The sequence below is a fragment of the Streptomyces sp. NBC_00876 genome (genome assembly GCF_045207435.1).
In the GTDB taxonomy this organism is placed as follows: domain Bacteria; phylum Actinomycetota; class Actinomycetes; order Streptomycetales; family Streptomycetaceae; genus Streptomyces.
Map to the genome: position 1 here is coordinate 7,712,606 of NZ_CP108800.1, position 25,028 is coordinate 7,737,633.

General features: G+C 71.7%; 19 protein-coding genes. 10 read left to right on the top strand and 9 right to left on the bottom strand.

From position 1 onward, the window contains the following. Window positions 1-167 precede the first annotated feature (167 nt). The 7 genes from OG782_RS33690 to OG782_RS33720 all read left to right on the top strand — a co-directional run bounded on the left by OG782_RS33690 (window position 168) and on the right by OG782_RS33720 (window position 12,368). Window positions 168-1,655, top strand: a complete 1,488-nt coding sequence (locus OG782_RS33690; protein WP_406457567.1) for a sulfatase-like hydrolase/transferase — start codon at window positions 168-170, stop codon at window positions 1,653-1,655. Then, complete coding sequence (locus OG782_RS33695; RefSeq protein WP_406457568.1) at window positions 1,652-2,512, top strand: ABC transporter permease; 861 nt, start codon at window positions 1,652-1,654, stop codon at window positions 2,510-2,512. Before OG782_RS33690 ends, OG782_RS33695 begins: the two co-directional genes overlap by 4 nt. Window positions 2,513-2,515: 3 nt before the next feature. Then, window positions 2,516-3,298 (top strand): ABC transporter ATP-binding protein, encoded by a 783-nt coding sequence (locus tag OG782_RS33700; protein WP_406457570.1) that lies wholly within the window; start codon window positions 2,516-2,518, stop codon window positions 3,296-3,298. Beyond that, window positions 3,295-4,323: an aliphatic sulfonate ABC transporter substrate-binding protein gene (locus OG782_RS33705; RefSeq protein WP_406457572.1), complete on the top strand. Its 1,029-nt coding sequence runs from the start codon at window positions 3,295-3,297 to the stop codon at window positions 4,321-4,323. Before OG782_RS33700 ends, OG782_RS33705 begins: the two co-directional genes overlap by 4 nt. After that, window positions 4,320-6,584: a DUF4838 domain-containing protein gene (locus OG782_RS33710; RefSeq protein ID WP_406457574.1), complete on the top strand. Its 2,265-nt coding sequence runs from the start codon at window positions 4,320-4,322 to the stop codon at window positions 6,582-6,584. The genes OG782_RS33705 and OG782_RS33710 overlap by 4 nt, the downstream gene beginning before the upstream one ends. Window positions 6,585-6,835: 251 nt before the next feature. After that, a complete protein-coding gene (locus OG782_RS33715; RefSeq protein WP_406459415.1) occupies window positions 6,836-8,749 on the top strand; it encodes a beta-N-acetylhexosaminidase family protein in 1,914 nt (637 codons plus the stop codon). Window positions 8,750-8,855: 106 nt separating this feature from the next. Beyond that, window positions 8,856-12,368, top strand: coding sequence for a beta-galactosidase (locus OG782_RS33720; RefSeq protein WP_406457576.1), 3,513 nt, complete (start codon window positions 8,856-8,858; stop codon window positions 12,366-12,368). 102 nt (window positions 12,369-12,470) lie between these two features. Here OG782_RS33720 and OG782_RS33725 read toward each other — a convergent pair whose 3' ends face one another. From OG782_RS33725 to OG782_RS33745, 5 genes are all read right to left on the bottom strand, one after another. Continuing rightward, window positions 12,471-12,965, bottom strand: a complete 495-nt coding sequence (locus tag OG782_RS33725; protein WP_406457578.1) for an FBP domain-containing protein — start codon at window positions 12,963-12,965, stop codon at window positions 12,471-12,473. A 56-nt stretch (window positions 12,966-13,021) separates the two neighbouring features. Then, the gene (locus OG782_RS33730) at window positions 13,022-13,522 is read right to left on the bottom strand and encodes an NUDIX hydrolase (protein WP_406457580.1); all 501 of its coding nucleotides are present in this window, start codon (window positions 13,520-13,522) and stop codon (window positions 13,022-13,024) included. Window positions 13,523-13,595: 73 nt separating this feature from the next. Continuing rightward, window positions 13,596-14,495 (bottom strand): hypothetical protein, encoded by a 900-nt coding sequence (locus tag OG782_RS33735; RefSeq protein ID WP_406457582.1) that lies wholly within the window; start codon window positions 14,493-14,495, stop codon window positions 13,596-13,598. Further along, entirely contained in the window at window positions 14,492-15,505 is a 1,014-nt protein-coding gene (locus tag OG782_RS33740; protein WP_406457584.1) for an SPFH domain-containing protein, read from the bottom strand. Before OG782_RS33740 ends, OG782_RS33735 begins: the two co-directional genes overlap by 4 nt. A gap of 218 nt (window positions 15,506-15,723) precedes the next feature. Further along, window positions 15,724-16,353, bottom strand: a complete 630-nt coding sequence (locus OG782_RS33745; RefSeq protein ID WP_406457586.1) for a TetR/AcrR family transcriptional regulator — start codon at window positions 16,351-16,353, stop codon at window positions 15,724-15,726. Window positions 16,354-16,519: 166 nt separating this feature from the next. Here OG782_RS33745 and OG782_RS33750 point away from each other — a divergent pair, with 166 nt between their 5' ends. Further along, window positions 16,520-17,356, top strand: coding sequence for a phosphatase PAP2 family protein (locus OG782_RS33750; protein WP_406457588.1), 837 nt, complete (start codon window positions 16,520-16,522; stop codon window positions 17,354-17,356). Then, window positions 17,353-18,312 (top strand): DMT family transporter, encoded by a 960-nt coding sequence (locus OG782_RS33755; protein WP_406457590.1) that lies wholly within the window; start codon window positions 17,353-17,355, stop codon window positions 18,310-18,312. The genes OG782_RS33750 and OG782_RS33755 overlap by 4 nt, the downstream gene beginning before the upstream one ends. 77 nt (window positions 18,313-18,389) lie before the next feature. On the opposite strand, the gene OG782_RS33760 is transcribed toward OG782_RS33755, so the two are convergent. Both OG782_RS33760 and OG782_RS33765 read right to left on the bottom strand, forming a co-directional pair. Beyond that, entirely contained in the window at window positions 18,390-18,953 is a 564-nt protein-coding gene (locus tag OG782_RS33760) for a PadR family transcriptional regulator (protein WP_406457592.1), read from the bottom strand. Window positions 18,954-19,087: 134 nt separating this feature from the next. Continuing rightward, on the bottom strand, window positions 19,088-21,103 hold the full coding sequence (locus OG782_RS33765) for an FAD-dependent oxidoreductase (protein ID WP_406457593.1): 2,016 nt from the start codon (window positions 21,101-21,103) through the stop codon (window positions 19,088-19,090). Window positions 21,104-21,338: 235 nt separating this feature from the next. On the opposite strand from OG782_RS33765, the gene OG782_RS33770 reads away from it, so the two are divergent. After that, entirely contained in the window at window positions 21,339-21,890 is a 552-nt protein-coding gene (locus tag OG782_RS33770) for a DoxX family protein (RefSeq protein ID WP_406457595.1), read from the top strand. A 108-nt stretch (window positions 21,891-21,998) separates the two neighbouring features. On the opposite strand, the gene OG782_RS33775 is transcribed toward OG782_RS33770, so the two are convergent. Both OG782_RS33775 and OG782_RS33780 read right to left on the bottom strand, forming a co-directional pair. Continuing rightward, window positions 21,999-23,198, bottom strand: a complete 1,200-nt coding sequence (locus OG782_RS33775; RefSeq protein ID WP_406457597.1) for an MFS transporter — start codon at window positions 23,196-23,198, stop codon at window positions 21,999-22,001. A gap of 162 nt (window positions 23,199-23,360) precedes the next feature. Beyond that, a complete protein-coding gene (locus OG782_RS33780) occupies window positions 23,361-25,007 on the bottom strand; it encodes an FAD-dependent oxidoreductase (RefSeq protein WP_406457598.1) in 1,647 nt (548 codons plus the stop codon). Window positions 25,008-25,028: the final 21 nt, after the last annotated feature.

The window sequence follows — 25,028 nt, forward strand, 5'->3', positions numbered from 1 at the left end:
CTCGGATGAATTCACACAATGTTTATTCCCGAGGGTTGACGTAAAAAAGTCGGCGTCCCTACAGTTCCGGTCAGTTGCCTGCACCGGCCCCTGCGGAAGCACCGCCGGACCGGGCTTCGGCCGGCATTCCGGCACCCCAGTGAGCGACCACCGAAAGGGCGGCCCGAGTGGCTCCGCGCAACGTCCTGTTCCTGATGACCGACCAGCACCGGGTCGACACCCTGGGCTGTTACGGCAACCCGCTCGTCGACACCCCGGCCCTGGACGCCCTGGCGGCCGAAGGAACCCGCTTCGACCGCTTCTACACCCCGACCGCGATCTGCACCCCGGCCCGCGCGTCACTGGCCACCGGTCTGCACCCCTTCCGCCACGGCATGCTGAACAACCCCGAGCGCAACGGGGGGAGCAAGGACGAGCTCTCCGACGAAGACCCCATGCTCTGGAGCCGGTTGATGGACCAGGGCTACTCGGTGGGCCATGTCGGCAAGTGGCACATCGGCCGCGAGCGCGGCCCCGAGTTCTACGGACTGGACGGCGAGCACCTGCCCGGCGCCCTCAACCCCGTACACCACCCCTCGTACGAGAAGTGGCTGGAGGACAACGGCTTCCCGCCCTTCTCGGTACGCGAACCCGTCTTCGGCACCGCCGCCAACGGCACCGGCCGCGGCCACCTCATCGCGGGCCGGCTCCAGCAGCCCGCCGAAGCCACCATCGAGGCCTTCCTCACCGACCGCACACTCGGCCTGCTGGACCGCTACGCCGCCCAGTGGAAGGCGGACGGCACGCCGTTCATGCTGTCCTGCCACTGGTACGGCCCGCACCTGCCCTACCTGATCCCGGACAGCTACTACGACCTGTACGACCCCGACGACGTACCCCTGCCCGCCTCGATGGCCGAGACCTTCGCCGGGAAGCCCGAGGTGCAGCGCCAGTACAGCGCGTACTGGTCGTCGGACGACTTCGACGCCGCGGCCTGGCGCAAGCTCATCGCCGTCTACTGGGGCTACGTCACGATGATCGACCACCAGGCCGGCCGGCTGATCGAGGCGCTCAAGGGCCACGGCCTGTGGGACGACACGGCGGTCTTCTTCACCGCCGACCACGGCGAGTTCACCGGCGCGCACCGGCTCAACGACAAGGGCCCGGCGATGTACGAGGACATCTACCACATCCCCGGCATCGCCCGGATCCCCGGCGCCCCCGCCCAGGTCAGCGACGACTTCGCCAGCCTCATCGACCTCAATCCGACCATTCTAGAACTGGCCGGAGCGCCCGTTCCCGAGCTGTGCGACGGCACCAGCCTGCTGCCCCTGCTGTACGGGGCCGGCGCGGGGGACACCCGCGACGAGATCGTCGCCGAGTTCCACGGCCACCACTTCCCGTACTCCCAGCGCATGCTCCGCGACCGGCGCCACAAGCTCGTGCACAACCCGGAGAGCGTGCACGAGCTGTACGACCTGGAGAGCGACCCGCACGAACTGCACAACGTGTACGAGGCGCCCGCCTACGCCGGGGTCCGGCGCGATCTCACCGTCCGGCTCTACCGCGAACTGCTGCGCCGCGGCGACCCGGCCTACACCTGGATGAGCTACATGGCCGACATCGGCGGCGACCGGGCGGCGGACGTCGACGGAGTCGCGGAGGAAGTGGCATGAAGACACCGACCGAAGCTCCCGAGGAGCGCCGGACCGAACCGGCCGGGGCGAGTCCGCGGGACGCGGCCCCCGAACGCCCCGGCGGCACCCGGAAGAAGACGCGGGGGACCGGCCGGCTCACCGCCGCCCTGCTCGCCCTCGCCTCCGCCGCGCTGGGACTGCTCGTCTGGGCCGTCCTCGCGAACAGCGGCATCGAAGGCTTCCCCGGCCCCGTCGTCGTGGCCCGCCGGGCGGGTGAGCTCATCGCCGACGGCACGCTCCTCGACAACGCGGGCGCCAGCCTGAAGCGCGTCCTCATCGGCTATGTCCTCGGCGTCGTCCTGGCGATTCCGGTCGGCTTCGTCATGGGCTGGTACCCCGTCGTGCGCAGGCTGATCGAACCGTGGCTGCAGTTCTTCCGGATGGTGCCGCCGCTCGCCATCATCCCGCTCGCCATCGTCCTCATGGGCATCGACGAGACCCCGAAGATCTTCGTGATCTTCCTGGCCTCGTTCCTGTCCTGCGTCGTCTCCACCTTCCAGGGTGTCGTCGCCGTCGACGTCACCCTCGTCAACGCGGCCCGGGTGCTCGGCGCCCGTGACCCGCAGGTCTTCCTCGGTGTCGTCGTGCCCGCCTCCAGCCCGTTCATCCTGGTCGGCATGCGGATCGGGCTCGGTGCCTCCTGGGCGACCGTCGTCGCCGCCGAACTCATCGCGGCCCAGGGCGGACTGGGCTACCAGATGCAGCAGGCACAGGTCTACTACGACCTGCCGACCATCTTCGTCGCACTCATCGCGATCGGCGCGATCGGACTGGCCATGGACCGGCTGCTGCTCCTCGCCGAGCGCCGGCTCACTCACTGGCAGGAACGGCGGTAACTCATGCCCACCATCCAATTCCGTGACGTCACACGGGACTTCGCCGTCAAGGGCGGCGAGTTCCTGGCCCTTGACCGGGTCAGCCTGGACATCGAGGACGGCGAGTTCGTCACCGTCGTCGGCCCCTCCGGCTGCGGCAAGAGCACCCTGATGAACATCGCCGCCGGACTCCTGGACGCCACCGGCGGCGAAGTCACCGTCGACGGCACGCCCGTCCACGGGCCCGCCCCCGAACGGGGCGTCATCTTCCAGCAGTACGCGCTCTTCCCCTGGATGACCGTCGCCGCCAACGTCGAGTACGGACTCAAGGTCGCGGGTGTCAAGAAGGCGGAGCGCCGGCGGCGCGCCCGCGAGGTCATCGAGCTCGTCGGCCTCACCGACTTCGCCGACGCCCTGCCCAAGACCCTCTCAGGCGGCATGAAACAGCGCTGCGCCATCGCCCGCGCCTACGCCGTGGACCCCAAGGTCCTCCTCATGGACGAACCCTTCGGCGCGCTCGACTCCCTCACCCGGGTCCGGATGCAGGAGTCGCTCCTGGACACCTGGGGCCGTGACCGGCGCACCGTCATGTTCATCACCCACGACGTCGACGAGGCGGTCTTCCTCGCCAACCGGGTCGTCGTCATGGCGGCCCGACCCGGCCGCATCCACACGGTCATCCCGGTGACGCTGCCCTATCCGCGTACCGAGGAACAGCGCCTGTCACCCGAGTTCGCCGAACTGCGTGCCCAGGTGTGGCACGCCGTCCACCACCAGCCCGCCCCGCTCGAAGAGAGAGTGTCATGAAGCCGATCCGTGCCGTCCGCCGCCGCACAGCAGGCCTGCTCCTGGCCCTGGCACTCGTTTCCACCGCCACCTCCTGCGGGGACGGTTCCCCGGACGCCGCCGACGGCGGACCGCAGAAGGTGAGGTTCGGATACATCGCCGACTACAGCGGCTCCGTCGCGCTGGCCGTGGCCCAGAAGCAGGGGCTGTGGAAGAAGGCGGGCGTCACCCCCGAGCTGAAGGTGTTCACCAACGGACCGCTCCAGGTCACGGCTCTGGGATCCGGCAGTCTGGACTTCGGCTACCTCGGCCCCGGCGCGCTGTGGCTGCCCGCCTCCGGACGCGCGTCCATCGTCTCCGTCAACATGCTGGGCCTCGCCGACCGGGTCATCGCCCGGCCCGGCTCCGGCATCGAGAAGCCGGCCGACCTCAAGGGCAAGAAGGTGGCCGTCGCCGAAGGCACCTCCGGCGACATGATCCTCAACCTGGCGCTGAACGAGGCCGGTCTGAAGCCGGACGACGTCACCCGGATCGCCATGGACGCCTCGACCGTCGTCACGGCGTTCTCCTCCGGCCAGGTCGACGCGGCTGCCACCTGGTACCCGCTGATCGACACGATGAAGAAGAAGGTCCCCGATCTCAAGGAGATCAGCCGGACGCAGGACTACTACCCGAAGCTGACCTTCCCGAACGTCTTCGTCAGCCGGCCGAAACTGGCCTCCGGGAACCCGGAGCTGGTCAAGAAGGTGACCGGGGTGCTCAAGGAGGCCGGTGACTGGATCGCGGCGCACCCCGAGGAGTCGGAGACCGTCGCCGCCGACTTCCTGAAGCTGCCGGCCGGTCAGCTCAAGGGCTCCACGAAGTACGTGAAGATCCTGCCCTCGTCCGAACTCACCGAGCTCACCCAGGACGGCACGGTCGACGGCTGGTTCGACGAACTGGCCGCCGTCTTCCACCGGATGGGGAAGCTGCCCAAGGCGGGCAAGGCCTCGGACTACTACCTCGGCGACCTGTACACCGCAGCCGGAAAGGCGGACCGCTCATGAACGACGCCACGCACTGCGACCACACCACCGCATCCAGTGCCCTGAGACGGCGCGGATTCCTCGCGGGAGCGGCCGGCCTGGCCGGGGCCACGCTGCTGACGGGGGTCACCGCCACCGACGCGGCAGCGGCCGGTGACGCCCCCCTCCGGGTGGTCTCCGGCGGCCGGGCCCGCGCATCCGTCCTCTGGTGGGGCGGCGGCAGCGCCGAGTTCGCCGCCACCGAACTCCGCGACTACCTCCGCAGGATCACCGGTGTCCGGCTGCCGCTGCGCGCGCTCGCCGCGCCAGGTGCCGCCGTGCCCGAGGGCGTCACCGGGCTCGTCGCCCTGCACGCCGGCACCGGCGGCCGGGACGCGATACCCGCGGCCGGGCTCGCGGACGCCGGACGTGAACTCGCCGGCGTCCCCGAGGACTCCTTCACCCTGCTCGGCGACCACACCTGCCTCCTGCTCACCGGCAACGGCGACCGTGCCCCGCTGTACGCCGTCTACGCCCTCCTGGAGCGGGCCGGTGTGCGCTTCTTCGCCCCGGCCTTCCCCGCGTACGAGGGCCACCACGAGTACGTGCCGAGCACCCGCACCCTCGCGCTGCCTCCCGTACGCCTCACCGACCGGCCGGGCTCCGAACTGCGGCGGCAGTACGCGGAGGAGGGCTTCAGCCACACGGCGGCCAGCCTGCCGCCGCTGCTCGACTGGATGGCCAAGAACCGGCTGAACACCTTCGTCTACCCGACCGACTATCTGGGCCTCGGCGTCACCACGTACGACGGGGTGCGAGACGTCCTGGTCCGCGAGGCCGGCAAGCGCGCCCTGCGGATCGAGACCGGCGGCCACGGCTACGACAGCTTCCTGCCGAAGGCCGACTACCCGCAGTTCTACGCGTCCGGCGGGCCGCTCTTCGACATCTACAACCCCGAGGCCCTGGACGCGTACGTGGCCAAGGTCCTCGCCTTCCTCCGGGAGCGTCCGGAGATCACCGTCTTCGACTGCTGGCCGCCGGACGTCGGTGCCTTCCAGAAGCCGATCCTCGACCGCTACCGCACCCCGGCCAACGCGGAGTCCGTGGTGGTCAACGAACTCGTCCGGGTGCTGCGCGAGGAGCTGCCCGGGGTCCGGGTCGAACGGATCGCGTACGCGTCCACCGTGCGGCCGCCCGAGCCGGAGTACGCGAGCGACCCCGAGGTCATCGTGGACTTCGCCCCGTACTCGCGGAACTACGACGGTCACCTCGGCGACCCCGCGATCAGGGCCAACGTCCCGTTCGCCGACGCGCTGCGCGCCTGGCGCACCACGCACCGGGGCCCGCTCGCGATGTACGAGTACTACCGGCGCTACCGCTGGCGCAGTCTGCCGGTGCACCCGCTCGCCACCATCGCGGGCGATGTGGGCTTCGAGTCGGGGCTCGGGCTCAACGGCTACGGGATGTACAGCGAGCCGGGCGACTGGATCACCTACGAGCACGTCCAGAGCCTGGTGGCCGCGCTGGCCTGGGACAGCGCCCTGGACGCCGGCGCCTTCCTCGACGGGTACCTCGGGGCCCGCTTCGGAGCCGGGGCGGCCGCCGCGATGCGGCGCTACTACGACCTGACCCGCCTGGACCCGGACACCCATGGGCCCGCCGTACTCACCACCGACTACACCCAGGCCCGCGCGGCTCTCCAGGAGGCGGCCGGGCAGGCGACCGGCGCGGCGCCCCGCACTCTTCTCGACCGGCTGACCCGCAACCTCGACATCGCTCTGGCCGATATGAGGATCGGGCTCGCGCCGGCGGGGAGCGCCGAACTCGACGCAGCCCGGCGGGAGTACCGGGCGCTCGTGCACCGCAACCGGTTCAACGGAATCTGCCTGCCCAACATGCAGGCGTGGTGGCGGTGGAACGGTCCGCAGGGGCAGTCGCCGTACAACGACGCACGCATCCGCCAGGACGTCGTCGACACCTACGCGAGCCCGGCCGCCGGATTCGGTGACCCGGGCTTCCTGGTGCTCGAGGCGGCCGGCGACCCGGTGGCGCTCGAAGTCGAGGCCCAGGACGTCGACTTCACCGGGCACACCGTGCACTGGACGGCCACCGCTCCCGGCGGGGTGGTCCTGGAACCGGCGAGCGGCACGCTGAAGGTGCACGGCACCACGGGAGCCGCACAGCGAGTGGATGTGCGGGCCACCGCGGACGCGGCGCCCGGCACGGGCCGGATCACGCTGGACTTCCGGCTGGCCGACGGTACGCGGCTGGTCCCCGCCGAGGTGGCGGTCGACATTCGTTGACCTGCGCGGTTCCCGACGACCGGCTCCGCGGCCCCGGCCGACGGAGCCGGTCGTCCGGCCTGCCCCTCGAACGCTCGATATCAAACAAGAGTAAACGTCTAGACCAAACAGGATCGCACGAAACACCTTGACGGCCCCGCCTTGTTGCGGAATTCTCCTGAACACTTCGCTGGTTTAGACCACTTGGAGACTCTGTGAGACGACGCGATGTGACCACGCTCGCATGCCTGCTGGCCACGGCCACCGCCGTGATGTGCCTGTCATCGCCCGCCGGCGCCGCCCGTCCGTCCGGCCCGGCCGGTGCCACCGCCCTCCCACCGGTCTCACCCGTCCCGCAGTCCATCGGCCGCTCCGGAGCCGACGCCACCGTCACCGGCCGCGTGCTCGTCGTCGCCGACGACGCGACGGACTCCGCGGCACTCGACCGCCTCGTCGCCGAACTCAAGGCGCACGGAGCGCACCGCGTCGACATCGTGACGCCACGTCAAGTACCCGCGGCCGCCGCCGGTTTGCTCACCGTCCGGCTCGGACCCGCCACCCGCCCGGACATCAGGCGCGCACTCGGCACCGCGGATGCCCCCGATCATGCGGAGGGATACGCCCTGCGGGTCTCCGCGCACCGGCCCGGCTCCGGGGTCGCCCTCGGCGGCACGGACGCCGCGGGGCAGTTCTACGCCGTGCAGACGCTGCGTCAGCTGTTCACGCGCTCCGGCGACGGCTGGAAGGTGGCCGGCGCGCAGGCCGCCGACTTCCCCTCCATGCCGCTGCGCGGCACCATCGAGGGCTTCTACGGACAGCCGTGGACGCATGCCGAGCGGCTCGACCAGATGGACTTCTACGGCGACGTGAAGGCCAACACCTATATCTACGCGCCCAAGGACGACCCGTTCCACCGCAGCAAGTGGCGCGAGCCCTACCCCGCCGACAAGCTCACGGAGCTGGGCGAACTGGTGCAGCGGGCCACCGCCAACCACGTCCGGTTCACCTTCGCCGTCTCCCCGGGCGAGTCCATCTGCTACTCCGACGCGGCCCACCGCAAGGACCTCGACGCCAAGCTCCAGGCCATGTACGACCTGGGCACGCGGGCGTTCTCCATCCCGCTGGACGACATCAGCTACACCCGCTGGAACTGCGAGGGCGACCGGGCGAAGTTCGGCGCGCCGGGCCGCGAGGCGGCGGCCAAGGCCCAGGTCGACCTCCTCAACGGCGTACAGCACGACTTCATCGCCACGCACCCCGGCGCCCAGCCGCTGCAGATGGTGCCGACCGAATACGGCGACCTGACCGACACCGCCTACAAGAAGACCCTGCGTGCCACGCTCGACCCCGCGATCGAGGTGATGTGGACCGGCACCGACGTCGTGCCGCCGAGCATCACCAACCAGCAGGCCGAAGGGGCGGCGGCGCTGTTCGGGCGCAAGGTGTTCGTGTGGGACAACTACCCCGTCAACGACTACGGGAACACGAGCGGGCGGCTGCTCCTCGCGCCGTACGACAAGCGTGAGGCCGGTCTGTCCGCCCACCTCAGCGGCATCGTTGCGAACCCCATGAACCAGCCCTACGCCAGCAAGGTCGCCGTCTTCGGTGCGGCCGGCTTCGCCTGGAACGACACCGCCTACGACGCGCGTTCCGAGTGGCGCCGCGCCATGTCCTACCTGGCCGGCGGCGACCGGGAGGCGACCGAGGCGCTGCTGGTCCTCGGCGACCTCGAACACATGGCACCCACCTTCGGCGCCACCCCCTGGCAGCCGCAGGCTCCCGAACTCTCCCGCCGTACCGCTGAGTTCTGGACCGCATGGGACGCCGGTGACCACGCCGGCGCCGTTGCGGCATTGCGCCCCTACGCCAAGGCCATAAGGAACGCGCCCGAGGTCATCCGCGGCGGTGCCGTGCAGCCGGGATTCGTCACCGACTCCGCGCCCTGGCTGGACGCCACCGCGCTGTGGGGGGACGCCGCGGTGACGATGCTGGACGCACTCGACGCCCGGGACTCGGGCGACAAGGACACGGCCGCCCAACTGCTCGCCTCCTCCAAGGGGTTGCAGGACCGGGCGCGTGCCGTGCGGACCGACCCGCCGCGCAACACCTGGGGCAGCGTCCGGCCCAAGGTCGGTGACGGCGTGCTCGACACCTTCCTCACGCAGGCAGCGCTCCGCATGCAGTAGCCGCGACGCCCCTGCCGCCGACGGGGGCCGCGTTGCGCGGGGCCGGTCCGACCGGCCCCGCGCACCGCATGAACCGCACCATGGGCACACCAGCGAAAGGGCGTTCATGACGAACCACTCCCACCGGCCGCGCACGCGCGGGCCCGCCTTACGGCGTGCGGTCGTCGGCGGTCTGGCCACCGGCCTCGTACTGTCCCTCGCCTCACCCCTGCCGGTCTCCGCACACACCACCGGGCAGGCCGGACGGACCCCAGCGGCCGCGTCCGCTGCCGTCAGCCACCCGTTCCCGGGCAACGACAGCCGTTCCCACGCCGTCACCTGGGACGACAAGTCCCTCAAGATCGACGGCGAGCGGCTGGTCGTGTGGTCCGGAGAGTTCCACTACTGGCGGCTGCCGAGCCCCGACCAGTGGCGCGACATCCTGCAGAAGCTCAAGGCATCGGGCTTCAACACCGTTTCGCTCTACTTCTTCTGGGGCTACCACTCCAGCGAGCCGGGCTCCTACGACTTCTCCGGCGTCCGTGACATCGACCGGCTGCTGACCATGGCCGAACAGGAGGGCCTCTACGTCATCGCCCGCCCCGGCCCGTACGTCAACGCCGAGGCGAGCATGGGGGGCCTGCCGCCGTACATGAGCACCCACGGCGGCGAGCAGCGCACGGCAGACCCGCAGAACCTGGCGGCCGACCTGGAGTGGCTCGAGGCGGTCAACGGCATCATCGGCAAGCACCAGATCACCGACGGCGGCGGCAGCGTCATCGCCTACCAAGTCGAGAACGAACAGATCGACAACCAGGCCAAGCGCGTCGACTACATCGAGAAGCTGCAGAGCGCCGTCGTCGACCAGGGCATCACCGTCCCGCTGTTCCACAACGACTACGGCGACGGCCACGGCTGGAACGTGCCGGGCGGACCCGGTGGATCCAAGCTGGACCTCTACGCCTTCGACACCTATCCGCTGGGCTTCGACTGCGCGGGCGGCCGGGGCCGGCTGAGCGACTACGAGACCCGCATCCGCGGCTACTCGCCCCGTACACCGGTCTTCGTCGCCGAGGGGCAGGGCGGCGCGTTCACCGCCTGGGGCCGCGACTTCCAGACCAGCGAGTGCGCCAAGTTCACCGACGCCGCGTTCACCCGCCAGTTCGCCGTGAACAACGTCGCCAACGGCGCCACCCTGTTCAACTCCTACATGGAGTACGGCGGTACCAACTGGGGATGGACCGGCGACCCCGGATCCGGATTCACCTCCTACGACTACGGCGCGGCGATCGCCGAGAACCGTACGATCACGCCGAAGCTCGCCGTCCAGAAGGAGTTCGGCTACCTGCAGAACGCGGTGAAGCCGATCGCCTCCGCCGGGGCCGTCACCGCCCCGGCGGTCACCGTCACCGGCGGTGGCCCCGTCAAGGCCCAGCAGCGCCTGTCCACCGAGAACAAGGCCGGCACCTCCGTGTCGGGCAACGGCATGCGCCTGATCACGCTGCGCCACCCCGATTCCAACGACACCTCCACCAGCCGTGTCACCTTCCCCCTGGACCTGACCGACCCTCCCCGGCCACCGGAGGAGGTCTCGTACCGCTGGAACGACTCCGACACCGCAGCGCTGAAGTTCGCCGGCTCCTGGAACCGCGCCACCGGCCAGTCCTGGACCGGCGGGGACTACAAGGACGACGAGACGTTCTCCTCCACGGCCGGTGACAGCGTCGAGGCCACCTTCGACGGACCGACCGTTCGCTGGATCGGTCCCGACTCCTCCAACCACGGCACCGCGGACGTCTACATCGACGGCGTCAAGAAGGCGACGGTCGACAGCTACGCCGCGTCCCCCGCCTTCCAGCGCGTTCTCTTCGAGGCGAACGACCTCGGCGCGGGCCCGCACACCCTCAGGATCGTCGTCACCGGCGAGAAGGGCACCGCGGCCTCGCAGGGGACGTTCGTCTCCGTCGACGCCATCGACACGACCCCGACCACGAAGCCGGGGACGCCCACGGGTTCCGGCGCCTATCCCCGTATCCCGCAGAAGCCGGACACCGCGGTCACCGTGGGCGGACGTGACGCCACGACCCTGGTCGCGGACTACGCCTTCGGACCACACCGGCTCGTCTACTCCACCTCACAGGTGCTCACCCGGCTGGGCGCCGGACGCGATCTGCTCGTCCTCGACGGCGCGAAGGGCACGGACGGCGAGACGGTCCTGCGCTACGAGGAGCGGCCCGACGTCACCACCGCGGACGGCGCTCCGGTGGAGACCACCTGGGACCCCGAGCGCAAGGACCTGCGGCTCAACTATGTGCACGAGGGCACCCGGACGGTGCGCGTCTCGGGCGGCGGCAAGGAACTCACGCTGGTGATCTCCGACCGGGACGCCGTCGCGGACACCTGGCAGCTCGACGCGGGCAGCAGCGACGTCCTGGTCATCGGACCGGAGCTCGCCCGCACGGCCCGCGTCTCGGGGGCCCGGCTCGATCTGACCGGCGACACCCGCCGGGCCGGCCGGCTGCGTGTCTTCGCCCCCACCGGCGTGTCCACCCTCACCTGGAACAACCGGCCCCTGGCCACGAGCCGGGATGCGGCAGGAGCGCTCGTCGCCGGCCTGCCGGGCCCCGCGGACGTAACGCTGCCGGCCCTGGACACCTGGCGCACGGCCGGATCCGACCCCGAACGCACCGCGGCGTTCGACGACTCGGGCTGGATGAAGGCGGACCGGACCACAGCCGCCAATCCTCGTCACGGACCCGGCGCGTCATCCGGCGTCGTCCTGGACACGGACGAGTACGGATTCCACGAGGGCGACACCTGGTACCGCGGCCACTACACACCGGCCGCGGCCGGCAGCACCGTCGAGGTCACGGTGAAGACGGGCACCGCCGGTCACGCGCTCGTCTGGCTGAACGGCACCTACCTCGGCGCCCAGGGCGACGGCACCGCCACCCACAAGGTCCCGGACGGGCTGGTCGAGCCGGGCAAACCCGCCGTCCTGGCCGTACTCGTACGGAACATGGGCCAGTACGAGGACTGGAGTTCCGACGGCCGGTCCAAGGGCGGCCGGGGCCTGGCCGACGTCACCATCGCCGGATCGGGCAAGGTCGACTGGCGGATCCAGGGGGCCCTGGGCGGGCCCGAACCCGTCGACACCGCTCGCGGTCTCTACAACAACGGAGGCCTGTACGGCGAGCGCATGGGCTGGCACCTGCCGGGCGCACCGGACACGTCCTGGGCACGGAGCGGTTCGCTCAAGAGCGCCCGCCCCGGGGTGCAGTGGTACCGCACCACGGCCCGGCTGAACCTGCCCAAGGGCGCGGACACGGCGGTCGGCCTGCGGATCGACGACGACGGGGGCAAGGCGGACAAGTACCGCGTCCAGATCTTCGTCAACGGCTGGAACACCGGCCAGTACGTCAACAACGTCGGTCCGCAGAAGGAGTTCGTCATCCCCGCCGGCTTCCTGAAGCCGCAGGGCGACAACATCATCGCGCTGGCGGTCACCGCCGAGCAGGCCGGCGTCGGACCCGACTCGGTCGCGCTGGTGAACCAGGGCACCGTCCTCGGAGGCGTCCCGAGCGGGCAGAACACCGCTCCGGGCTACGCCGCCGTGCATGGCAGGCGTACGGCGCGGTAGCCGGCCCGCTCGCCGGGCCGCGCCCGCCCCGACCGTCCGTCGGCCGGAGCGGGCACGGCCCTGCGCCGCCGGGTCCGCGGGGCGGGCCCTGCGCCGCCGGGATCAGACGAAGAGCTTGGCGACGAAGGCGGCGAGATTGCCGGTCGTACGGCTGATCTGCTCCTCCACGGTCAGCGACTCCTTGAAGCGGGCGCCCGAGGCCACGGCCTTCTTCCCCCGTACGTACAGCGAGCAGGCCAGGTCGGTGCACATGTAGAGACCGACCGAATTGCCCTCACGCCCCGCCGGTCCCGTCTTGCGGGCGGTCATCAGCGACACCCCGCTGCCCGGGTGCGTGGTCAGGCAGAGCGAGCACATGCTGCGGTGGAGGAAGCCGCGCTGCTGGGAGGGGAAGCGGAGCGTGATGCCGGTGAGCCTGCCCTCGTGCTCGGTGACGATATAGCTGCGCCCCGGGGCGGAGAGATCCCGCCAGCCCAGGAAGTCGAGATCGTCCCAGGGCAGCTCGTCGAGATCGCGGGGCAGCGGCAGCCGCCCGGCTTCTCCCTTGGAGCAGTTGACGAACGATGTGCGGATGTCCTGCTCGGTCACGGCCTTCATGCCGACGACGCTAACTCTGCCTATGAGCCCTAGGCAAATGATTAATGAGCTTAGGGTTATTCCTGTTCGCCCTCGGTCGCGATGTCCAGCCGGTGAACCGGCGGGTGCGCGATGCCGAGATCGGGGCGCCAGGCCGCGAGGATCTGCGCCGAGGGGTCGAAGAGCGGTGCCGGCAGCTCCTCGGGCCGGGTCCACTGCCAGGTGCTGATGAGGTGGGGTTCGGTCACCAGCGCGGTGCCTTCCCCGACGGTCACCCGTGCGGCCATCGTCACCCGGTTGATCCCGCCGACCGCGTCGTGCAGCATCGCGAAAACGCGCACGTCGCCCTCTGCGGCCTCCAGCCCCGTCTCCTCGCGGAGCTCGCGCACGGCCGCCGCCGCGATCGACTCGTGCGTCGGATCGACCTTGCCGCCGGGCAGCTCCCAGGTGCCGCTGTGGTGCCGGCCCAGCAGGATCCGCCCCTGCCCGTCCTGTACGAGGACCCCGACGCCCAGCGCCGCCTGGGCCTGCGGCGGGCGCGAGTTGCGGGAGGGGACGGGAGTGGCATCGGTGTTCATGGTGTTCTCCTGGCGGGGGCCGGACCGGTTCGGGCGTCGAGCCTACGGGGGAGCGCCGGCGGTCCCGCGCGGGTCACACCGTCAGCCGCAGTGATGTGGCCGAGATGCCGAGCCGTACGGACTGCCCCCACGTCAGCTCCAGCGCGTCACTCTCCACGCCGTCGCCGAACACCACCACCCGGTCGGATTCGACGGTCAGCCGCAGTCCCTGCCCGCGGCCCAGTTCACCCGCGACGAGCGAGGTGCCCGTCGCGGGTGAGGGCCAGGCCTCCCGGACGAACCACAGCAGCCGGGGGTCGGTCGGGCCGGGCAGGGCGAGAGTGCTGCGGCGCTCCTGCCACAGGGAGCGCAGCCACCCCGTGGCGCCGGTCCCCGTGCCGACCAGGACACCGGACGAGGCCTGCGACTCGGCGGGGGAGTCCGCAGCGTCGGGACCGAGCCGGTAACGGGCCGTCTGGTGCCCCGGCGGGCCGAGGTAGATCTCGTTGAGGGCGAGGAGCCTTTGTGTGTCGTCGGCCACCGCCTCGACCATGGTGAGTTCGTCCGCCCGGCCGCCGGGAGCCACGGCGGCCCGCAGCAGCGCCGGCGCGTCGGCGGGCCGGTGGCGTACCAGAACGCCGGGGTTGCGTCCGGGATCGGTGTCGATGCCCACGACCGGCTGGCCGGAGAGGTACTTGGCCGCGTTGGCGACCAGTCCGTCCTGCCCGACGACGACCACCACGTCCTCCGGTGCGAACAGGAACCGGTCCAGATCCGCCCGCTCCACCCGGGAACGGCGCCACTGGAGCGGGACGGCCGCCGCCACATCGGCGAGTGCCTGCCGGGTCCGTTCGTGCCGCCGGGCCACCTCGTCGATGGACCGGCCCCGGCTGGAGAGGAAGAACGCGGCCTGCCCGTGCGTGCCGTGCCGGGCCAGCAGCTCCTCGTACTCGGTGGTGCGGTGGACCAGAACCGCCCGGGGAGCCAGGCTCACGGCCGGGTCTCCGGTGCGGTCCGGCCGAGCTTGGCGAGCAGACCGGTGAGGACGTCGGGGGAGAGCGTGAGGCTGTCGATGCGCGGCAGGTTCTCGGCGAGCCGGGTGACGGCCAGCGCGTGCAGTGTCGCGGCGTCCACCTCCCCGTGCACCTGGAGCCACGCCGCCTGCGACTCGGCACGGGCCGCACCGACCTCGCGGGCCGCCTCCGCCTCGGCGCGGGCGAGGCGTACCTTGCGGGCCGCCTCCGCCTCGGCGCGCACGCCGTCGGCCGCCGCGTTCTCCTCGGCCTCGCGGCGGGTGTTGGTCCCGCGCTGCTCGACCAGCTGCTCCTCGCGGCGGGCGAGCTCGATCTGGCTGGCCAGCTCGTTCTCGGCGATCGTCCGCTCGCGCTCCACGGCCACGGCGCGGCGTTCGTACGTGGCCCGGTCGGCCTCCTGCTGGATCTGCTCGCGGGCGGGGGTGCGCAACGCCCGTTCCACCTCGGCCTCGGGGCGGATGGCGACGACGCGCACCGCCACCACGTCGATCCCGGTGGCGGGCAGCCGGGGCTCGCCGGCCAGTCCGGCCGCCACCCGTTCGCGTACCGAGGCGACACCGTCCACCAGTGCACCGGCCAGCGGGGTGCGCGCCAGCACGTCCAGGGTGTGCTGCTGGGCGGTCTCGGTGAGCAGTGTCGCGATCTGCTCCAGCGGCGCACCGCGCCATGCACCCGTATCGGGGTCGACGGAGAAGTCGAGGCGCGCGGCCGCCTCGGCCGGATCGCTGATCCGGTACGTCACGGTGGCCTGCACGGTCACGTCCTGGAAGTCGGACGTGCGGGCGTGGAACGCCATGGCCAGCTCGCGGTCGTTGACCGGAACCTCGGAGAGCGCGGCGCTGAGCGACCGGTACCAGAAGCTCAGCCCCGCACCGTCGTGGGCGAGCCGCCCGCGCTTGTGGTGGCGGATGTGAGCTGTGGGCGCGGAGCGCAGATGGCGCCAGCCGAAGCGCCGGGTGATGTCGGCCATGAGGGGCCCCCTTGTTCTCGTCATGGGGACGATAATGGCGATGGCTGCATATCGTCAAGGGGACGAAAAGAGGGATCCCGGCGGTGAGGGGCGGGGAAACGCGGCCGGCCGGTGACTTCCGAAGAAGTCACCGGCCGGCCGGGTTGTGCGCCGCCCCCGTCCCCACGGTGCGGCGCGGGCGGACCGTCGTCATCCGCTGGAACGACGGCCCACGTCTGTCAGGACCTGGACGCGTGGGGGTCCAGGCCGAGTGCGGGAAAGACCGCGCCCTCCACGAAGCGGATGAGGAACGTCTCATCCGCGTACGCGCACTCCAGCAACGGGCGCGCACGCATCACGCCCAGCAGCTGCGCGGAGACGAACTCCGTGGCCGGGTTGTCCGCGGCCACCTCGCCCCGCTCCACAGCGCGCGCGACCATGGCGTCGATCGCCGCCAGTTCGGGCAGGATCAGCGACTCGCGCAGCGCGCACAGCAGCTCGGGGCTCTGCAGTGCTGCGTGGCTCAGGGCCAGCATCAGGGGCGTGTCGCGTCCCGAACCCTCACCGATGGCCCGGGCGGCTTCGCGCAGGTCCCCGGCCAGTGTGCCCGTGTCGATCCGCCCGAGCAGGCCGTGCCGGGTGCCGTGCAGTGCGGCGACGACCAGTTCGGGCTTGGAGCCCCACTGGCGGTAGAGCGTGGACTTGCCGCAGCGGGACCGGGAGGCGACACCCTCCATGGTGAGCGACTCGTAGCCGCTCTCCCTCAGCATGTCGAGCACGGCCGTGTAGAGCTCCTGGGCCCGTTCCGGCGTGATCTTCGAGCGGCGCGACGCGGTGGCCTGCTCCGGCTCCGTTTCCAGCGGCGACATGCGCTTTCCCTCTCTGCGACTCTGCGACGAGGTCCTTCGATACGCCAGTGTACCGATACGCGAGTGTTCCGATACGTCTGCGTATCGGTACACTGGCGTATCGATACGGCGTGGACTTGCTCCAGGCCTCATAACCACCGCTTCGTCAGCAAAGGGGCACCGGGTGATGTTCGCCGGTAGCAGGCCCGCCGATCGGGAGCCGGACACTTCTGCCCGACCGCCCCTCGTCCGCGAGCTTCTTCTCGTCGTAGGACTCTTCGTGATCTACAAGTTCGGCCGCCAGGCGGCCAACGGTCACGTCGACGAGGCGTACCACAACGCCGGGCGCGTGTGGGATCTGGAACGCGCCGTACACCTGCCCGACGAGGGCGCCGTACAGGGCCTGCTGCTCCACGACGAGACGCTGATCCACCTCGCGAACACCTACTACGCGACCGTTCACTTCCCGGCCACCCTGCTCTTCCTCGCCTGGCTGTACTGGCGCCGCCCGCGCCACTACATCTGGTCGCGCCGCATCCTCGCCGTGCTCACCGGCGCGGCACTGGCCCTGCACCTGCTGTTCCCGCTCGCCCCGCCGCGCCTGCTGGCCGCCACCGGCCTGGTCGACACCGGCCAGGTCTACGGACCGACGGTGTACGGGGCGACGCCCGCCACCGACTCCATGGCCAACCAGTTCGCCGCCATGCCCTCCCTCCACTTCGGCTGGGCCGTCATGGTCGGGGTCGGACTGGTCGTCGCCACCCGTTCGCGGTGGCGCTGGCTGTGGCTGCTGCACCCGGCCATCACCCTGCTCGTCATAGTCGGCACCGCCAACCACTACTGGCTCGACTCGATCGTGGTGGCCGCGCTGCTGGCGGTGGCCCTCGCGGCGCTCCGGCTGCCGCGAGCGGAGCCGCTGCGGACCCATGTTCCGTGGCCGTCCTATGCCGGCGCCCCCTACAACACGGCCGTACCGGCCCAGGGGACGTCCTCGTCGTACGCCCCGACCGGGGGCCGGCGATGAACGCCACCCTGATCGCCGTCGCGCTCTCCCTCGTCTCCGCCGGCGCGTACGCCTCGGCCGCGGTGGCGCAGGCGCGGCTCGCCGGACGCACCGCCCCCGGCACCGGGACGCTGCGGCTGCTGGGCCGCGGGGCCTGGTGGGCCGCCGTCGCGCTGAACGCCGGGGGTGCGCTGCTGCACGTCGTCGCGCTGAAGTACGGACCGCTCACGCTCGTCCAGCCGCTCGGGGCCCTGACCCTGGTCGCGGCCGTGCCGCTGGGTGCCCGTGCCGCGGGGCGGAGGGTCACCGGCACCGAATGGCGCGGCACCCTTCTCACACTCGCCGGCCTCGGGGCCCTGCTGATGACCGCAGGCGGTTCCGCACCCCACGAAACGCTGAGCATGGCCGAGGCGCTGGCCGTCGGCGCCGGGACCGTGGCCGTCGTCGCCGGTCTCAGCCGCCCGGGCACACGCCCGGGACTGCGGCACGCGGCGGCCTCCGGCATCACCTCCGGTGTCGCCTCCGCCCTCACCCAGACGCTGACCGTCGCGATGACCGATGACACCGAGGGCGCGATGGTGAGCTGGCGTCTGGTGGTCGTGGCGGTGCTCGTGTCCGCCTTCGCCGTGGGAGGCCTGCTGCTCTCCCAGACCGCGTACCGGGGCGGCAGCCTCGGCGCCCCGCTCGCCGTCGTCACCCTCGCCAACCCGGTCGCCGCGGCGGCCATCGGCCTGGCCCTGCTGGGGGAGCGGCTCCAGGGCGGGGCGATCAGCCTGATCCCGGCGCTGCTGGGTACGGCGGCGGCCGTACGCGGAGTGATCCTGCTCAGCCGCGCCCAGGCCCGGACATCGCCCGCAGCCGCGGCGGTGGCCGGTCCCACACCGGCTGTCGTCCCGTCGAGAGTGGTCATCAAGAGCCCACGCGCACTTCACCCGGAACACGGCCACCTGCGGCGGATCAGGGCCGGCCGCTCCTGAGAGCCCCTACCGGGCCGGGAGCCGCCCGCCTGGCCCGCTTCGACGCGCGCGTCGAAAGACACATGAATGGCGGGCGGCTACCGGGGCTGCGCCTCCTGGGCGGGGTACTCGGCCAGTGCCCGGGTCAGCCAGCCGATCCAGAAGTTCTCCAGATCGATGCCGCCGCGCAGCACCAGATGCCTCAGCCGGTCCCCGTCCGCATCGCGCCCGTCCATGTCGCGCCCGGGCGCGAAGTCCCGTCGCTCGATCTCCAGGTACTCCGCGAGCTGCCGCCGGTGCAGCATCAGATGGCGGCGCAGCTCCGCGTCCAGCCCCGGCGCACCCACGACCGCCGCCGCCCGCATCCGCAGCAGCAGCGGATCGCGGACCTGCTTGGGGTCCTCCGGCCGGGCCACCCAGGCGGACAGCGCCTCGCGGCCCGCGGGCAGCACCTCGTACTCCCTCTTCTGGCCCCGGGCGGGCTGCGCGGGCTCCAGCGCCCTGATCTGCCCGGCCTGTTCCAGCTTTCCCAGTTCCCGGTAGATCTGCTGGTGCGTGGCCGACCAGAAGTAGCCGATCGAACGGTCGAACCTGCGGGTCAGCTCCAGCCCCGACGAGGGCTTCTCGAGCAGGGCGGTGAGGATCGCGTGCGGGAGTGACATGGGGTGCATCCTAAGGACGGCCGGAGGACCGGACGGACCGTCCGTTCCTCCGGGGCCGCGGAGCGGAACGCCCGGGGTCTTCCGTCCGGATCATGCCTGCCCCCGCGAGCCCGGCATGATCCGGACGAGAGGCCCTACAGCGAGGCCGCGAGTTCCGTGCCCTGGCGGATCGCGCGCTTGGCGTCCAGCTCGGCCGCGACATCGGCGCCACCGATCAGATGCGCGGGACGGTCCGCGGCGAGCAGCTCCTCGTACAGATCCCGGCGGGGTTCCTGGCCCGCGCAGAGCACGATCGTGTCGACCGGCAGCAGACGCCGTTCACCGTCGACGGTGATGTGCAGTCCGTCGTCGTCGATCCGCTCGTAGCCGACGCCCGCGATCATGCTGACGCCGCGGTGCCGGAGCTCGGTGCGGTGGATCCAGCCCGTCGTCTTGCCCAGGCCCGCGCCGACCTTGCTCGCCTTGCGCTGGAGCAGATGGACCGTGCGCGAGGACTTCGGGCGCTCGGCGGTGCCGAGTCCGCCCCGCTCGCGGTACTCGGTGTCCACGCCCCACTGCCGGAAGAACGCCTCGGGGTCCAGGCTCGCCGCGTCCCCGCCGTCGGTCAGGAACTCGGCCACATCGAAGCCGATCCCGCCCGCCCCGACGAGGGCCACCCGGTCACCCACCGGCGCCCCGTGCCGCAGCACGTCGAGATAGCTGACCACGCTGGGGTGGTCCACGCCCGGGATCGCCGGCGTACGGGGGGTGACCCCGGTCGCCAGGACGACCTCGTCGAATCCGCCGAGGTCACCGGCCCCGACCGGCGTGCCCAGCCGGAGCTCGACCTTCTCCTGCGCGAGCCGGGTACGGAAGTAGCGCAGCGTCTCGTTGAACTCCTCCTTGCCCGGCACCCGGCGCGCCACGTTCAGCTGCCCGCCGATCTCGCCGGCCGCGTCGAAGAGAGTCACCGCGTGTCCCCGCTCGGCCGCTGTCACGGCGCAGGCGAGTCCGGCCGGACCGGCGCCGACGACCGCGACCCGCTTGCGGGTGCGGGTGGGCGACAGGGTGAGTTCCGTCTCGTGGCAGGCACGCGGATTGACCAGGCAGGAGGTGACCTGGCCGCTGAAGATGTGGTCCAGACAGGCCTGGTTGCAGCCGATGCAGGTGTTGATCGCGTCCGCGCGGCCCTCGCTCGCCTTCACGACGAAGTCCGGGTCCGCGAGGAACGGCCGGGCCATCGAGACCATGTCCGCCCGGCCCGCCGCGAGGATCTCCTCGGCGACCTCGGGGGTGTTGATGCGGTTGCTCGTCACGAGCGGTACGGAGACGGCGCCGCGCACCTTCTCGGTGACCCAGGTGAACGCGCCGCGCGGCACGGACGTGGCGATGGTGGGGATGCGGGCCTCGTGCCAGCCGATACCGGTGTTGATGATCGTCGCGCCGGCCGCCTCGATCTCGCGGGCGAGCCGCACGACCTCCTCCAGCGACGATCCGCCCGGCACCAGGTCCAGCATCGAGAGCCGGTAGACGATGATGAAATCGGTGCCGACCCGCTCACGGACCCGGCGCACGATCTCGACGGGGAAGCGGATGCGGTTCTCGTACGAGCCGCCCCAGCGGTCCTCGCGGTGATTGGTCGCCGAAGCGATGAACTCGTTGATCAAGTAGCCCTCGGAGCCCATGATCTCGACGCCGTCGTACCCCGCGCTCCGCGCCAGCGCGGCCGCCGTCACGAAGTCCTCGATGGTCGACTCGACCTCGTCATCGGTCAGCGCATGCGGGACGAATCCGCTGATCGGTGCCTGGATCGCGCTCGGCGCCACCAGGCCGGGGTGGTGTGCGTACCGTCCGAAGTGCAGGATCTGCATGGCGATCCGGCCCCCCGCCTCATGCACGGCCGAGGTGACCCGGGCGTGCTGCGCCGCCTCCGCCTCGGTGGTCATCTTCGCGCCGCCGGGCAGCGAGCAGGCCTGCTCGTTCGGCGCGATGCCGCCCGTGATCATGAGACCCACGCCGCCGCGGGCGCGGGCGGCGTAGAACGCGGCCATGCGCTCGAAGCCGTTCTCGACCTCTTCCAGGCCGATGTGCATCGACCCCATCAGGACCCGGTTCGGGAGGGTGGTGAACCCGAGGTCGAGCGGGCTCAGCAGATGCGGGTACGGGCTCATGCGGCGGCTCCTCGCGCAGTGTCGTTGCGCCAGTTCTAGACCACCCGAACGCCATTATGCAACAAGTTGCACAATGGCGTTCGTCGCACTGTGTCACGGGTCACGCGCCGTCCGGGCGTTCCCGGACGGCCTAACAACACGCACCGTCGTGGCCTCCCGGCGCTGAGAGTGGTGGCGTACCGCACCCGGGGCCCCCTACTTCCGGCCAGGCCCCCGAACCCTTCCGGAGGCCCTCATGGGCAGCGTCAACCGTCGTGACCTCGGCCTGCTTGTCCTTCGCGTCGGCACCGGGGCGGTGCTGGTCGCACACGGCAGCCAGAAACTTTTCGGCTGGTTCGGCGGCGGAGGTATCAAGGGCACCACCGCCGGGATGGAGGCCATGGGTTTCCACCCGCCCAAGCACAGTGCCGTCGCGGCCGGTCTCGGTGAGACGGGCGGCGGCGTCCTGCTGGCGCTGGGCCTGGCCACGCCGGCAGCCGGAGCCGCCGCCGCGGGCGCCATGGCGGGAGCCGTGGCCGTGCACGCCCCCGCAGGCTTCTTCGCCCAGGGCGGCGGCTACGAGTACCCGGCCTTCCTGGGCTTCACCGCTGCCGCGATCGGCCTGACCGGTCCCGGCCGCTACTCCGTCGACCACGCCACCCGGCACGCGTTCGACCAGCCCTGGATGGTCGCCCTGGCCTTCGCGGGCAGCGCGGTGGCGGCGGCCGCCGTCGTCGGCAAGCGGGCCAAGGGGCAGGGCGAGGAGCCGGCCCCGGACGAGGATGAGCCGGACCCGGACGGGAGCTGAGCCGGACTGCTCGGGCCCGGGCCGGCCGGATCCGGCCCCGGTGAGGACCGGGCCGCCGGTGCGGTGGCGGTTGTGCGGGCGGCGCCCGCGGCGGCGTGGGGCGGTGCGTCACGCCTCGGAACCCTCCGGCTCGGCCAAGGACGGTTCCGGTGCCACGGGGGTGGGCGCGGTGGCGCGTCGCGTGGTTCCCAGGTGCCAGAGGAGGGCAAGAGCCGTGACGCCGGCGGCTACCGGCCCGAGTTCGGACGGGGCAAGCCCGAACCACTCCTGCGCCAGCCCGCCGAATCCGCCGCCGAGGGCGATTCCGATGTAGAGCGCGGAGGAGTTGAGACCGAGCAGGACCGGTGCGGCGGCGGGGCTGAGGGAGACGAGCCGGTGCTGCTGCGGGACGACGACGATGCCGACGGCCACTCCCCAGAGCACGGCCCAGACCAGGGTGGCGCCGAGGGTCCGGATGGCCAACGGGGTCAGCGCCAGGGTGAGAGTCGCCAGGGCGAGGGCGACGGTGAGGACGCGTGCGGAGTCGTGACGGTCGACCAGTCGCCCGGCGGTGATGTTCCCGCCCAGGGTGCCGACGCCCCAGGCCAGCAGGATCGGTGTCAGGAGCGAGGCGTCTGTGCCGGTGGCGTCCCGCAGGGTCGGGCCGATGTAGGTGTAGAGCGTGTAGGTGCCGAGGAAGGCGAGTGAGGTGACCGCCAGCAGCGCCAGGACGCGGCCCTGCTTGAGGGGCCGCAGCCGGTCGGGCAGTGAGGCGGCGGGGAGCGTCACCGAGGGGAGGCCGACGGCGATCCCGGCCGCTGCCAGCAGACCGATCCCGGCGACGGCCCACAGGGTGATGTGCCAGTCGGTGCGGCCGATCAGAGTGCCGAGAGGCAGTCCCAGCGCGGTCGCCAGCGTCAGGCCTCCCAGCACGAAGGCCAGGGCCCGGCCCCGGCGTTCCGGCGGCGCGATGGCCGCGGCGGTACTGGAGGCGGCGGCGGTGATGATGCCCGCGCCCACGGCTGTGACGATGCGGGCGGCCATCACCACCTCGTAGCCGGTCCCCAGCGCGGTGACGACATTGCCGGCCACGAACACGGTCAGGGCGATCAGCAGCGCCGAACGCCGGTTCAGCGCGCTGGTGAGGGCCCCCATGACCGGCGCGGACAGGGCCATCGTCAGGGCGAAGACCGTCACCAGCTGACCGGCCGCCGGGGTGGAGACCTCCAGGTCGGCGGCGATGGAGGGGAGCAGGCCCGCGATGACATAGCTGTCGGTGCCGAGGTGCGCGGGGTTCACCACCCGCGACCCGCGACAGACCGCTGACACGCCGGTTCCCTGCGGACCGGTGGCGGCTCCGGGTCCGGAGCAGCACGCTGAGCGCGCTCGACCGGACAGGCCGGCCTCGGGGCCGGTCCCGGCCGGCCCGGAAGGAAAGCGGACCCCGGCGCGAGGGCGCCGGGGTCCGCTCAGCTGTCCCGGCCGGCCGGCTCAGCTCGGGGACCTCCAGCGGCGCTTCCGCGCTGCCGCGACCAGTGCCGGGACCGTGCCGAACTTGACCCGAGGGCGGCCGTGGTCGCGGCCGCGGGCCCGCTCGGCCCGGTCGATGGCGGCGAGCCCCCGGGCGTCGACGACATTGCGACCGCGGCCGCGGACGAGCCGGTGGAACGCCTTGGACGGGTGCGCGGGGGAGGGCAGTGCGCCCGCGACGGCGTCCGCCAGGAGTGTGCCGACGGTCTCGGCGGCACATGTGCGATTGGCCCCGATGCCGCCCGACGGCCCGCGTTTGATCCAGCCGACCACATACGTTCCGGGCATGCCCGTCACGCGGCCGCCCTCGTGGGGCACGGTGCCGGTCGCCTCGTCGAACGGCAGGCCGGGCACCTCCAGGCCCCGGTAGCCGATCGCCCGCAGGAACAGGCCCGCCGGTATCGCCTGTTCACCCCCGGCATCCGTGACGCGGACGCCTTCGACGTCCTCGTGGCCGGAGACCTCCACCGGCGCGGAGTGGAAGCGGAAGACGATGCGCCGTCCCGCCGCAGGGGAGGGCGACCAGTCCACCCTCTCGCGCCGCACGTCCCGCAGCAGGGCCGCTTTCTCGCCCGGCGCCGCCCCGTCGATGGCCGCACCGGTACGTGGGTCGTGGTCGTCGACCACCAGATCCACGCCCGGCAGGTGTGTGAGGGCCAGCAGTTCGGACGCGGTGCAGGCGAGGTCCTGAGGGCCGCGCCGTCCGAGCAGTACGACCTCGCGCACCTTTGACTCGCGCAGGGCCGCGAGTGCGTGGTCGGCGATGTCGGTGCCGGCCAGCGCGGCCGGATCGGTGACGAGGATGCGTGCCACGTCGAGGGCGACGTTGCCGTTGCCGGTGACGATCACCCTCTCGGCGGTCAGGCCGACCGCCTCCGCCGGGACTTCGGGATGTGCGTTGTACCAGGACACGAACGTTGTCGCCGGAATGCTGGCGGGCAGGTCCTCGCCCGGGATGCCGAGCCGGCGGTCACCGGCGGCGCCGACCGCGTAGATCACCGCGTCGTGATGGGCGGCGATCTCCCGGGCGGTCACGTCCGCGCCCACCTCGATGCCCAGGAGCATCCGCACCCGGGGGTGGGAGTGGAACCGTGCGAAGGTCTCGCCCACTCCCTTCGTCGCCGGGTGGTCGGGCGCCACTCCGTACCGGACGAGGCCGCCGGCCACCGGCAGCCGGTCGATCAGCGTCACCTCGGCATTGGTGTGCAGCAGCAGATCCTCGGCGGCGTACATTCCCGCGGGTCCGGTTCCCACGACCGCCACCCGGATCGGGGCGAAGTCCGACGGCAGACCGCGGGCGAAGGAGGGTTCGCCCCAGGCGTGGAAGTTCGGCCCGGCGACCGGCTCGGGCTCCCGGTCCGCGTAGTAGGCCGCGTTGAGGCCGGCGTACTCCTTCTGCGAATCGAGGAGGCTGTCCACCGGGAAGATCGCGTCGACCGGGCAGGCGTCCGCGCAGGCACCGCAGTCGATGCAGGTCGCCGGGTCGACGTAGAGCATCTCCGTGCTGCCGAAGGCCTGTTCCCCGGGCGCGGGATGGATGCAGTTGACGGGGCACACGGCGACACAGGTGGCATCGCTGCAGCAGGTCTGGGTGATGGCGTAGGTCATCGCGTCGGCTCGGACTTTCGG

Coding starts and splice junctions, on each gene's coding strand:
- OG782_RS33695 (WP_406457568.1), top strand. CDS start 1,652: ATGAAGACACCGACCGAAGCTCCCGAGGAGCGCCGGACCGAACCGGCC.
- OG782_RS33700 (WP_406457570.1), top strand. CDS start 2,516: ATGCCCACCATCCAATTCCGTGACGTCACACGGGACTTCGCCGTCAAG.
- OG782_RS33705 (WP_406457572.1), top strand. CDS start 3,295: ATGAAGCCGATCCGTGCCGTCCGCCGCCGCACAGCAGGCCTGCTCCTG.
- OG782_RS33710 (WP_406457574.1), top strand. CDS start 4,320: ATGAACGACGCCACGCACTGCGACCACACCACCGCATCCAGTGCCCTG.
- OG782_RS33715 (WP_406459415.1), top strand. CDS start 6,836: ATGTGCCTGTCATCGCCCGCCGGCGCCGCCCGTCCGTCCGGCCCGGCC.
- OG782_RS33720 (WP_406457576.1), top strand. CDS start 8,856: ATGACGAACCACTCCCACCGGCCGCGCACGCGCGGGCCCGCCTTACGG.
- OG782_RS33725 (WP_406457578.1), bottom strand. CDS start 12,965: ATGAAGGCCGTGACCGAGCAGGACATCCGCACATCGTTCGTCAACTGC.
- OG782_RS33730 (WP_406457580.1), bottom strand. CDS start 13,522: ATGAACACCGATGCCACTCCCGTCCCCTCCCGCAACTCGCGCCCGCCG.
- OG782_RS33740 (WP_406457584.1), bottom strand. CDS start 15,505: ATGGCCGACATCACCCGGCGCTTCGGCTGGCGCCATCTGCGCTCCGCG.
- OG782_RS33745 (WP_406457586.1), bottom strand. CDS start 16,353: ATGTCGCCGCTGGAAACGGAGCCGGAGCAGGCCACCGCGTCGCGCCGC.
- OG782_RS33750 (WP_406457588.1), top strand. CDS start 16,520: ATGTTCGCCGGTAGCAGGCCCGCCGATCGGGAGCCGGACACTTCTGCC.
- OG782_RS33755 (WP_406457590.1), top strand. CDS start 17,353: ATGAACGCCACCCTGATCGCCGTCGCGCTCTCCCTCGTCTCCGCCGGC.
- OG782_RS33760 (WP_406457592.1), bottom strand. CDS start 18,953: ATGTCACTCCCGCACGCGATCCTCACCGCCCTGCTCGAGAAGCCCTCG.
- OG782_RS33765 (WP_406457593.1), bottom strand. CDS start 21,103: ATGAGCCCGTACCCGCATCTGCTGAGCCCGCTCGACCTCGGGTTCACC.
- OG782_RS33770 (WP_406457595.1), top strand. CDS start 21,339: ATGGGCAGCGTCAACCGTCGTGACCTCGGCCTGCTTGTCCTTCGCGTC.
- OG782_RS33780 (WP_406457598.1), bottom strand. CDS start 25,007: ATGACCTACGCCATCACCCAGACCTGCTGCAGCGATGCCACCTGTGTC.